The 11,045-nt window shown below is 66.5% G+C and carries 9 protein-coding genes and 1 pseudogene; 3 read left to right on the top strand and 7 right to left on the bottom strand.

Annotated elements, in window-relative coordinates:
• Both KY501_RS38525 and KY501_RS38520 read left to right on the top strand, forming a co-directional pair.
• Nucleotides 1-506 (top strand): annotated as a pseudogene (locus KY501_RS38525) (hypothetical protein); the annotation flags it as partial.
• Complete coding sequence (locus KY501_RS38520) at nucleotides 503-1,843, top strand: hypothetical protein (RefSeq protein WP_224368867.1); 1,341 nt, start codon at nucleotides 503-505, stop codon at nucleotides 1,841-1,843. The pseudogene KY501_RS38525 and the gene KY501_RS38520, both read left to right, overlap by 4 nt.
• A gap of 18 nt (nucleotides 1,844-1,861) precedes the next feature.
• Here the strand turns inward: KY501_RS38520 and KY501_RS38515 are convergent, their stop codons facing one another.
• From KY501_RS38515 to KY501_RS38485, 7 genes are all read right to left on the bottom strand, one after another.
• Complete coding sequence (locus KY501_RS38515; protein ID WP_224368866.1) at nucleotides 1,862-2,998, bottom strand: tetratricopeptide repeat protein; 1,137 nt, start codon at nucleotides 2,996-2,998, stop codon at nucleotides 1,862-1,864.
• Nucleotides 2,999-3,037: 39 nt separating this feature from the next.
• A complete protein-coding gene (locus KY501_RS38510) occupies nucleotides 3,038-4,222 on the bottom strand; it encodes a serine/threonine-protein kinase (protein WP_224368865.1) in 1,185 nt (394 codons plus the stop codon).
• 113 nt (nucleotides 4,223-4,335) lie between these two features.
• A complete protein-coding gene (locus KY501_RS38505) occupies nucleotides 4,336-6,039 on the bottom strand; it encodes a serine/threonine protein kinase (protein ID WP_224368864.1) in 1,704 nt (567 codons plus the stop codon).
• Nucleotides 6,040-6,064: 25 nt separating this feature from the next.
• Nucleotides 6,065-6,973, bottom strand: a complete 909-nt coding sequence (locus KY501_RS38500; RefSeq protein ID WP_224368863.1) for a DUF2381 family protein — start codon at nucleotides 6,971-6,973, stop codon at nucleotides 6,065-6,067.
• Between the two features lie 6 nt (nucleotides 6,974-6,979).
• Nucleotides 6,980-7,996 carry an FHA domain-containing protein gene (locus KY501_RS38495; protein WP_224368862.1) on the bottom strand — a complete coding sequence of 339 codons (1,017 nt, stop codon included), beginning with the start codon at nucleotides 7,994-7,996 and terminating at the stop codon, nucleotides 6,980-6,982.
• 131 nt (nucleotides 7,997-8,127) lie between these two features.
• Nucleotides 8,128-8,652: a carboxymuconolactone decarboxylase family protein gene (locus KY501_RS38490; RefSeq protein WP_224368861.1), complete on the bottom strand. Its 525-nt coding sequence runs from the start codon at nucleotides 8,650-8,652 to the stop codon at nucleotides 8,128-8,130.
• A gap of 6 nt (nucleotides 8,653-8,658) precedes the next feature.
• Nucleotides 8,659-9,213, bottom strand: a complete 555-nt coding sequence (locus tag KY501_RS38485; protein ID WP_224368860.1) for a peroxiredoxin — start codon at nucleotides 9,211-9,213, stop codon at nucleotides 8,659-8,661.
• Between the two features lie 237 nt (nucleotides 9,214-9,450).
• Between KY501_RS38485 and KY501_RS38480 the strand changes: the two genes are divergently transcribed.
• Nucleotides 9,451-11,016: a sigma 54-interacting transcriptional regulator gene (locus tag KY501_RS38480; RefSeq protein WP_224368859.1), complete on the top strand. Its 1,566-nt coding sequence runs from the start codon at nucleotides 9,451-9,453 to the stop codon at nucleotides 11,014-11,016.
• The last annotated feature ends 29 nt before the right edge of the window (nucleotides 11,017-11,045 follow it).

Raw genomic sequence — 11,045 nt, 5'->3', positions numbered from 1 at the left:
GGTACGAGCAGATGCACCGGGCCTTCGCGAGAGGCCTGGCCTTCGAGCGGGAGATGGTGGCGGAGTTCCGAGCCGATGCGGCCCTGCCGGTGGTGCAGCGCCGCTGGCTCAAGGGGTTTACCCGGCCGCGCATCGAAGTGCACGTGGGCGTGTCAAAGCCGAACGTGCCCGGTATCCGCTTCGCGGACGTGCTCGTCATCGAGGAACAGCCTTCCGCTGGCCCGGCTCCTCACGTGGAGACCTTCAGCTTCAAGAGCCGCTTCCTCGCGCCACTCAAACCCGCCTCGTTGCGTGAACAAATCGCGATGGATGCACGCTCTGCCGCAGACTACTACGGCGGGACGTTGGACATTCTTCGGCCCTCTCTCAGGAGCCGCGTCCAGGTACAAAGAGTTTATCTTGTCTACGAGGGTGGCAACCTCATACCGCAGGACCTGGGAACAATGGGTGCGGCCGTGGATTTCGTCCAAAGGCGCGTCAAGGGAGTGGAGGTGCTGGTCCAATGAAGCTGCTGACGCTACGGGACTTGAATGTGGAGGACAGCCTCGCGCTCTTCATGGACGGGACCTTCGAGCCACAGCAGGACGTCGAGCGCGCGTTGGCGCCTTTTCTCCAGGCGCTTGAGGCGCATGCGGGCGAATGGATGCCGGACGTCGTGGAAGGCAGGAGGCAGCGCAAATACACCCGTGTCGCTGTCTGGAAAGCGCTTGGGGAGCGGCGCACGGAGGACATCGCAGGCACGGGGCTCTATCACTCGACATATCCATTCGTCTCGCTGGCGCTGAGTTGCGGACTCCAGGAGTCTCCTAGGGAATTGGGGGTCATGCTGCATGTGCAGCCGCTCTCCTTCTTCACCGAGGTGGAGAGGTGCCGTGCGTTCGTTGACATGGTGCGAGCTTGGGCTGTCCACTATTCAGTTCCCTACACCTCAGCGCACAGCATGGCGGACCGACAGTTGGCGGGCTTTCCCAACTATGGTCGCGACGACAGGACCCGCTTCCGAGACGGCTTCGACAAAGTGTATGAGGTGAGCTGGCTCAATGTGTTCGGGCCGAAGCTGGTGGAGACGGTCGGTCGCGAGCGGATGCTGTCCACGCCGGCATACCGGGTGGAGGAATTGCCGAACGGCGCGGTGTTGCTGGTGACATGGCCCACGGCTGCGGACTTCACCAGCGAGGGGGCCCGCCAAGCCCAGGCTCGCGTGTTGGTGCACCTGCGCCCGGAACTCGAGTTGAACACAGTGTTGCGCACCCTGCATGAGCGCAACGCGACGCTGGCTCCCGTGGAGCCTCACTTTCAGCCGGATGCGGCACCGCTGTTGGCGCGACTGGTGGACGGCGTCGCCATCAGCCAGCGCCAGCGGAGGATAGAGGAACTCAACGCGTACCAGCCGCCCGAGCCGGAGGAGTGGCTGCCAGCGGAGGCCACGCTGCCCACGGACGTAGTGGACACGAAGGCGGCGCTGGAGCACTACTCGTTGCTGGCCGAGTACCTGGTGGCGCTGTTGCACACGCAGGTGCCATCCGTGTTCGAGCAGACGCCCGAGTCCCTCACGGACGTGGACTTCCAGTTCTGGGTGGAGAGATTCCCCGAGGTCTTCGAGCGCAACGAGATAGAGCAGAGGGCGGTGCCGACGGTGGGTGCTTACCTGGGGCAGGTGCTGGTGCGTCACCTGGGCGGACAGTGGATCCCGCGCAAGAAGCTGGAGGAGGTACAGGTGCGAGTCGGGAAGCGCATCTGGCTGCCGTTCATGAGGGCGCACAGGTACATGCGCTCGCGCCAGAGCTTGGTGGACTACTCGCTCACCCAGTTGTACCGCGTGGCCGAGCGGCACCGCGGCTGAGTTTCCCTCCGCCCGGTTTCACTCCTCACCCACGGGTACGAGCACGTACTTGAGCACGTACTGCCACAGCCGCTGCTGGCGCTCATCGTCCAGAGTCAGGGTGACTTGAGGAGAGACTCGCGACATGGCCTCGAAGAGCACCACCTCCTGGAGCATGTCATCTCGCATCACGTCCAGCAGTCGATCCAGCGTGGGATCCACGGGGTCCTTCCCGGCCTTGGCTCTCTGCAAGGCATGGGCTTGCGCGGTCAGGCCTACGCACTCGTAGTCCTCCACCGAGTTGAAGTAGTGCTCCGCTTGACCTGTCATCTCCTCTCGGTGTCTGGCATCCGCGTGCCATAACGCCTTGCATGCGCCGAAGGCCATCCAGGCGGGACCGTAAAGCGGATCGTACAGGATGATCATCTCCTCGCCTCTCTTGTAGGCGTAGCCGCGGGGAACGAGGACGTCCCCCTTGAGCTCGATTCCCGCCCAGCGGAGGCCTCCCAGGAGCTTGCGAAGCGAGGCATCGCGGGGAGCCAGCACCAGCGCCCAGGCCATCGCCTCACGCGCCTCCTTCCGCCGGCCCAGGCGGAGCAGTGCACCGCCCAGATCGTAGCGGAGCTGCGCGTCGTTCGGGTTGAGCCGCACCGCTTCCTGGAAATGGGTGAGCGCGGCGGTGGCATCGCCCCGGGTCAACGCGATGTTTCCCAGGAGCCCGTGCGCCAGGTAGCTGCCCGGAGACGTCTCCATCACCTGCTGGCCGAGCTTCTCCGCTTCCTCGTAGCGCTGGGAGTTGAACTGTTGCACGGCCTGGGTCAGCAGCGCCTCTTGTTCCGGGGGCAACGGCCACTCCTGGACGACTCGCTGGCCGTTCTCCACGACCACCCGAGGGACATCGACCGGCGGGATGCCCAGGGGCCAGAGTGAATCCGCGCAGCCACCGGACGGTGAGTCATCCTTCTCGACGCGGTAGTGGGCCTCAGGGGTCTGCAGCCGCTCCACGAGGCCTTCGAGAGTGAGATACGGCAGGTCGTCCGCCGAAGGCAGCGGCTTGAGCTCGGACGAGGGCTCCGCGGCGGGCGGCGCGGCGGGTGAGGTGGCGGGCGCGGGGAGAGGAGTGGTGGCACAGCTCATTCCCAGAGCGCAGCATGCGATGACGAGGTAGCGAACCAAGGCGAAGAATTCTCCAGCAGAGCTCATGGGGCACCAGACCTATGCGCCACCTGAGCGGGTGGGCAGGATGTCGCCCGACAACCGAGGCACTCCTGGCAGATAGTCCTTGCCGGCGGGTGTCACCGCGTCCCGATGCGAAGCAGCCGATGACACCGCGCGCCGGGCCTCGTCGAGGGCCTCGGCGGCTCCATAGGCAGTGCCCAGCGCGGCAAGGCCCGCGCGCAGCTCCGCCTCGACAGCGGCCGCCGAAGCAGGGCGATCCGCGGGCCGATATCGCAGCAGGGCCCGGAGGATGGAGCGCAGCGGAGGCCGGAGCGCCTCGGTCATCTCTTCCACATCCTTGGGGCTGTAGGTCGCCGCTCTCAGGATGCAGTCGTCCGCCTGCTCGGGCATGTCCGTGGTCACCGCCACGGTCTCGGCGGTGTGGATCTTCTCTCGAGCCGTGGGCGTGAGCGCCTGCTGCAGATCCTCGGGCCTCGCCGCGGCAGTCGCGTAGAGGACCTTCCAGGTCGCCAGCTCCAGCAGCACCAGGCCCAGAGAGAACATGTCCGAGCGCGCATCCATCGGTTGACACAGGAGCTCCTCGGGTGAGGCATAGAAGGTGTCCCCCCGGGCCCGCGGGATCGTGGTGTTCACGCGTCCGGGCAGCAGCGAGCGGGCCAGGGCAAAGTCGGTCAAGGTGATGCGGCCATCCGGGCGCAGGTAGATGCGCCCGGGGCTGACATCGCGGTGGATGATGCCCAGCGGCCAGCCGTGCTCGTCCGTGCGTGTATGCGCGTGGTGCAGCGCGCTGGCCACCTCGGCGCCCACGTAGAGGACGAACGCCTCGGACAGCCGCGCGTTGCGCATCATCGAGGCGCTCAGCAGCGTGTGCAGCGAGGGGCCCGGGACGAACTCCGTCACGACATAGAGCACGCCGTTGGACTCACAGCGAGCCAGGATGCGGGCGATGTTGGGGTGCTCCAGGTAGGAGGCCAGCCGCACCTCCTCCTCCAGCCGGGCCCGAATGCGGGCGAGCGCCTCGGGAGTGTGTCCCTTCGCATCCGGTGGCAGGCAGCGGACGAGCACCTGGCCCTCGGCGCCCAGGGGCGTGCGCTTCCAGGCCAGCATGATGTGCTCACCATGGTGGGTGAACTCCTCGTGGCGGAGGAACTCGTAGGAGGTGGAGCCCTGGGAGAAGAGGATGAGGCCCTGGGGATTCCATGGACCTTTGGCGGTGGCCATGAGGTTGATGCTCCGGCAAGCGCGTGAGTGGAAGGTCCACGCGACGCGGAGCATCCTACCTGATAGATGGGGGCCAAGGCGAGTGACTCATGAGGGAGGGTGCTCAGCCAGGCTCACCGCCAGCGGTCCCGAGGGATCACCGCCGCCTTCTTGAGTCCGAGAACGGCTCCAGGCTTGGAGCCTTCTTCCTTGTCCATTCCGGCACTGTTGTAATCACCGAGCTCGAGGCATACGGGAATCCTGCCCCTGCCGGGGATGAGCGCCCACAGATAGTGGCCATAGATCCGATCGCCGCCCGTCCAGAGGTGCCCTTCCAGCCTGGTTCCGGCGAGAGCTGGGAAGTTCTCTTCGAGCAGCATTCCCGTGACGGGGCCATCCTTGAAGACGGCAGGAGTCCGATCGGTGATGTCGGTCATTGGCTGGGTGACGTCAACGAGGAACTCGCGTCCTCCCTCGTTCAGAACCCAGCCGAGTGAATCCATTCCTTTTATATGTTCCTCGGGGCACGGGGCAGGATCCGGGCGCAGCTGCACACCCGCGCAGCCCAGCTCGAGCCATGCAGCCGTTGCAACGGCGAGGGCGCAGGCCTCGGCCAGCGATCGTGCCAGTGAGGTGCCCCGTGGACCGGGGAGAAGGGGCAATTTCTCGGGAGGGTTCAAGGTGGGGCTCATCTCCATCTGGGTAGGGAGCGCCAAGGGTAACCCCCCAGAGCGGTTTGTCTCCTTTGCAGCCACGGAGAGGACCGCACCCAGGATCGCCAGGAGGACCACCAGCATCATCCCTCCTCCAAGAGCGCGTCGAGGCCACCCTCTCCAGGCTCTCAGTGTGGAGACGATGCGCGCCAGGGCCGTCTGGGCGCGCGCCACAAGGTGGGGCGCGGGTGGAACCTGGGCTGATGGAGGATGGAAGGAGGTGTGCCACGCCGGGTCCTGATGTTGCCGGAAGTCCGCCAGCACCCGCCGGGCATCCCTGGGGTGTGCAGGACGTTCCTCAGGGGTGCGAGCGATGAGGTTCATCGTGAAGTCGCTGAGGGCCTGGGGGACTCGCCCCTGGGTCAGCGCGAAAGGCGAAGGGGGTGGGACGAGGGGGTTGTTGATCGGTTCGCCCAGGTAGGCTTCGCTGGGGCGGGCGTACGCGAGCAGATCATAGAAGACGGCGCCCAGTGAGTAGACCTCGTCCGTGGCCTTGAAGAGGTAGCGCGCTCGCGGATCATGGCGATGCTCCTCCCAGAAGCGCGTTGCCTCGGGGCTCCGGTAGCGCGGGTTTCCGGGGGGCAACGGTTCACTCGTGAGGTTTTGCGCCGCCGCGTAGTCTCCCACGCTGAAGTCGATGATGACCGGTTCGTTGCTCGCGCGGCTCACCATGATGTTGCGCAGGCTCAGATCCCGATGAGCGACGCCATGCGCCTGCATGTGCTCCAGGGCCGCGAAGACCTTGTCGGCGAGCACGATCACCTCGTGGGGCGTCGGGTGTGTCCGCACCGCCCACTGCTCCAGCGTGTCTCCCTCAATGAGGTCCAGCACGATGTAGAGCCAACCGGAGCGAGGATCTGGCCAACGGCCCGAACCCCACGCGCGGACGATGTTGGGGTGCCGGAGTTGATGCAGGCAGCTCAGCTCGCGCTGCATGCGCGCGTCCGTCTGCGCGGCATCGCCGCTATCCTCGCGGTGGCAGGCGAACTTGAGCGCGAAGCGGTGTCCTGACTTCTCGGCCTCGAAGACCACTCCGAAGTATCCGCTCCCGAGGAGCCTGATGATGCGGAAGCCGTCCACCCACTGGCCGGGCTTGAGGTTCCTCGGGTTCAGGTGAGCCACCATGCGGTGTTCCTCCTCTCTAGGGCTGTTACAGCAGCAGGTTTGGGAGAGTCAGGCAGCGGCCAGCCGCGTCGCACAGCGTCAGTGTGTGACTCTGCGCGAACCAACCCTGTCGAGGCTGCGAGGGCATCTCCAGGTCGACGGCCAGGTTCGCCACCTTCCCGGGCGGGATGACAGCGTTGACCGGGAGCAAGGCGCGGGCCTTCCGTGAGGCCCCGCCGGCCGTGGGCGAGAATTCAGCCCAGGTGGGCGCCCAGGGCTCCTGGCCGGTGTTGTGGACGACGAGCACCACCACGATCCATTGGGAGGCGCGCATGCGCATGCAACTCAGGATGAGGAGTTTCTCCCCAGTGGCCTTGCACTGCGTGGACACCTCCACCCGGATCCCATGCTTATCCACCCACCCCGCCAGCCCGAGGGCCGCTGGGCTCACGGTCGTGCGCTGTGCCTTGAGCTGCTCCAACTCCCGGCCTTGGGCCTCGTAGCGCTCACGCAGGGAGAGCAGTTCCGGCTGGCAGGCCGTGGGCGATTGTGGCGGGCGCCTCACGGTGACGACCGTGTCCACTTCGGAAGGGTCCGCGACCAGTCGAAGCAGCACGGACGCGGGGCTCCCCACGCGATAGGAGACCCGAAGCGCGCGAGTCTCCCGCGCACCCAGCGGCGCCAGGGGCTGTAGGAAAATCGTCTGATCGCCCACATCCACATCGAAGCGGGCGTGCCCTTCCAACTCGATGGCTTCTCCAAGGATCTGCGCGTCGAAGCGGATCGTCGTCAGGAAGCCCAGCGCGACCCGGATGTCATGAGACTCGTCGGGGCGTTCGGTGAGGACGACCGTGCGCGGAGCGGAGAGCTTCATCTGCGCGGGCTGAGGCGACGCGGACACACCGCAGAGCAGGGCGACGAGCGTCAAGAGACGGGGCAGGTGGGGGCGGACCAAGGCGTTTCAACCCCGCTGGCTCGTGCTACCCGCAGGAAGGAGGCGCCAATGGACCTGGAGCTTTCCCGCCAGCAAGAGCGTGTCCGAATGGCCCAGGACGACCGCGTCGACCGTGTGGGAGCCGCGCCGAGTACCCCAGGTGCTGGCGGTATCGATGGCCAGGATGTCCTGGCCCACCCGGATCAGCATCAGGTGCACGCGAGAGATCGACGTGAGTGCCAGCAGCGAGATGGTGCAGCGCTCGTAACGGCCCAGCAGCACGCCTCGTTCCAGTGTCCTGAGCGAGAGGGGAAGCTCCTTCCTCGCTCGGCCGAGCATCAGCGTGAGCTCCCCCCAGGCGGGCCCGGTGGGCTCATGGAAGTCCAGCATCTGGGGTGGATCGTCCCGGGTGACGCCTGTGTCCATTCGCTGGCGGAGGGCTCGCGAGCGCCCGGAATACGAAGGGGGCTCGGTGTGGGAAGCGGTCCGATCGATGAACTGGCGCGGGGGCAGGGCTCTCCATGCTTCCTCGGCACGGGTCGGCCAGGGCGGCTCGGAGGCGCCGCGCGTCGGCACGAACAGCAGCGCGTACTCGCCCACGGCGGCGTAGAGCATCCCCTGGGAGTTCACCGCCGCGCTGGGTTGCCCATCCTCGGTGCGGAAGGGCTGGTCCGTGTTCAAGTCCCAGAGGTGGATGATGGGAGCGGAGGAAGGGCCCGTCGGGAGCGCGTAGGCCGCCAGGTGCCGCAGCGAGAGCGTCTCCGTGGGGAGCAACAGCCCGCAGCGGGTGTGCCGGCCCAGGATGAGACAGCAGCCGGGCGGGATGAGCGCTGAGCCCAGCGGGTGTCCGGAAGCGCTCACCGCGACGACGAGCACCGCCGGCTGCCGGGCCTCCGCGGCCAGCTTTCGCAGGCGCGGGTAGGCGACGATGAAAGCCTCTCTCGCGTCGAGCGCTCTCCATCGCCCCTCACGGTCGGTCAGCGAGGGCTGGCTTGTTTTCAGGTTCTGGCGAGAACTCCAAGGACTCCCTGGGTAGTAGGGCATGACCCATCCTACGCCATGGATAGGGTCACGTTCAGCAGGCTTCTCTCGGGGCGCGGAGCGAGCCCGCAAAACAGAACGCCCCCCGGCGTTTCCACCGGAGGGCGCTCAGTGCTGTGAAGCTTCAATGTCGCTTACGACTCGAGCCCCACCGCCGCCGCGTGGATGACCGAGGCGATGCGCACGGCGTCGTGCACCTGATCCTCCGAGAGCCCGCCTTCGATGACGACCTTCTCGTGGGACTGCACGCACATCTCACAGCCGTTGATGGCGCTGATGGCGAGGCAGACCAGCTCGAAGTCCACCTTGTTCGTCAGCACCTGCGCCAGCCGGTTCATCCGCAACCCCGGGCGCTTGGTCGAGTAGCTCTCCTTCCCGACCATGTGGCGGAACCGGTAGTAGACGTTGTTCATCCCCATCAGCGAGGCCGCGGCGCGCGCGTCCTCGATGACCGGCTCGGCGTTGGTCAGGGCCTTCTTCGCCTCGTTGATCATGGCCTCCTTCAGCCGCTCGTTACGAGCGGCGAAGGCGCTGCCGACAGCCACGCCCCAACGCTGCTCGGGGGTGAGGCTGCCGCCTTCCAGCACGGCCTGGAGGTTGAGGCGGGTGTCCTTGTGGGCGTCCGCCAGCTCACTGCGGACGACTTCGAGCGAGGCCATGGTGCATTACCCCGCCTTCGCCAGCTTCTTGGTGAGCGTCTCCTCACCCTTCTGCCAGTTGCACGGGCACAGCTCGTCCGTCTGGAACGCGTCCAGCGTGCGGACGACCTCGGACACGTTGCGGCCCACCGACAGATCGTTCACCGACACGTGGCGGATGATGCCCGTCGGGTCGATGATGAAGGTGGCGCGCAGGGCTACGCCCTCCTGCTTGTGCAGGATGCCCAGCGCGTTGCTCAGCTCGTGCTTGAGGTCCGCCAGCATCGGGAAGGGCAGGTTCTTCAGGTCCGGGTGGTGCGTGCGCCACGCGTGGTGCACGAACTCGCTGTCGGTGCTCAGGCCCAGCACCACCGCGTCGCGGTCATTGAAGTCCTTGTTCTTCTTCCCGAACTCGGCGATCTCCGTCGGGCAGATGAAGGTGAAGTCCTTCGGCCACGCAAACAGGATGATCCACTTACCCTTGTACGAATCCTGGGTGATGGTCGTGAACTCCTTGCCCTTCTCCAGGCTCACGGTGGCCTTCACAGAAAAGTTGGGAAGCTTGTCGCCAACGGTCAGCATGTTCGACTCCTCGTGGGGTAGGGGGCCCACCCCCCGTGGGCAGGCCCGAAAGCGTTTTGCGAGCTACCACTACAGCAGGCACCGTGCCAGAAAATCGGTTCCAGTCTTTTCAAGAGGTTACCCATTCAACCCTCTTGAATCGATGCCGCCCGGTGGGTGAATAACGAAATCTCGGTGCGTTTGGCCACTGCAATTTCGGTGGACACTGACTATTCGTGGGGCATGGCGGATGAATCCATGGTGGCCAGCCCCCTGTTGGGCAAGGAAGCAAGGGACCTGGTGGAGATGGCCGGCACGGAGGAGTCCGTGTCCGAGTTGCTCCGCCGGGGGTTGGATTGGCTCACTCGAATAACGCGCTTCGACCTGGCCACGCTGTTCCTTCTGAGGGACGAGCGGCTGGTGGCCGTGGCGGCGCGTGGGCCCCTGGCCAACGCGAAGGTGCGCGGGCATGTGTTGGACCTGGCGAACTTCCCCATGGTGCGCCAGGCGCTGGAGACGCGGCGGGCGCGCGCCTTCACCGAAGAGGACCACACCGGCGAGGGCGATCCGTTCGACGGCGTGTTGGATCTGCCGCCAGGGCACTCGTGCATGGTGGTGCCACTGTGCGCCGGTGACCGCCGCTATGGCGTGCTCACGCTGGATCGCGCCGAGTGCGAGACGTATCCGCAGACCGTGGTCGATCTGGTGGAGGTGTACGGCCAGCTGCTCGCCACGGCGCTGCAGAACGCCGAGCAGAAGGCCGCCTTCGAGCGGCTGCACCGTCAGGACCATGAGCACGCCAAGCTGCTGGAGTCGCAGCTCGGTGGAGACTCGGAGGGCATCCTCGAGACGAGCCTGAGCCCGGCGATGAGGGATCTGGCGCGGCGGGCGCGGCAGGTGGCGGAGACGGACACGCCGGTGCTGCTGCTGGGCGAGACGGGCACGGGCAAGGAGCGGCTGTCGCGAGCCATCCACCGCTGGAGCTCGCGCGCGGACCAGCCCTTCGTCACCATCAACTGCGCGGCCATCCCCGCGGGCCTCCTGGAGAGCGAGCTGTTCGGCCACGTGAAGGGCGCATTCACCGGCGCCACCAAGGATCGCGCCGGGCGCTTCCAGATGGCCAACGGCGGCACGCTGCTGCTGGACGAGGTGGGCGAGCTGCCGGTGGAGCTGCAGGCCAAGCTGCTGCGCGCGCTGCAGGAGAAGACGTTCGAGCCGGTGGGAAGCGATCGCACGGTGCGCGCGGACGTCCGGCTGTTGGCCGCCACGCATGTGGATCTGCACCAGGCCATCGCGCAGCGGCGCTTCCGCGAGGATCTCTACTACCGGCTGAGCGTCTTCCCGCTGCGCCTGCCTCCGCTGCGCGAGCGTCTGGAGGATCTCCCTCAGCTGTGCACCTTCCTCCTCGAGGAGCAGTCGCGCCGCACGGGGCGCCGAGGCATGCGCGTGACGCCCGAGGGGCTGGAGCGGCTCGCGGCGTATGGCTGGCCGGGCAACCTGCGTGAGCTGGCCAACGTGCTCGAGCGCGCCACCATCCTCTCTCCTGTTCCGGAGCTGGGGCCGGATGCGTTCGATCTTCCCACGCGCGCTCCCGCCGAGCCGCCGAGCGCGCACGTTCCCGTCTCGAAGCCCGAGCCCGTGCTCACACTCGAGGCCGTGCAGCGTGAACACATCCTTCGTGTGCTCACGCTCACCAAGGGCCGCATCTACGGACCCGGTGGCGCGGCGGAGCTCCTCGGACTGAAACCTTCCACGCTGCAGAGCCGCATGAAGAAGCTGCGAATTGCGCGACAGGAACACTTCACCATCGAAGGTCCAACCTGACCCGGGGTGGGTGGTGATCGCCCTACGCT

It is taken from the genome of Hyalangium versicolor, assembly GCF_020103695.1.
GTDB classification, from domain to species: Bacteria; Myxococcota; Myxococcia; order Myxococcales; family Myxococcaceae; genus Hyalangium; species Hyalangium versicolor.
The sequence above is the reverse complement of the archived record's forward strand: the minus strand, read 5'-3'. Positions and strand labels throughout refer to the sequence as shown.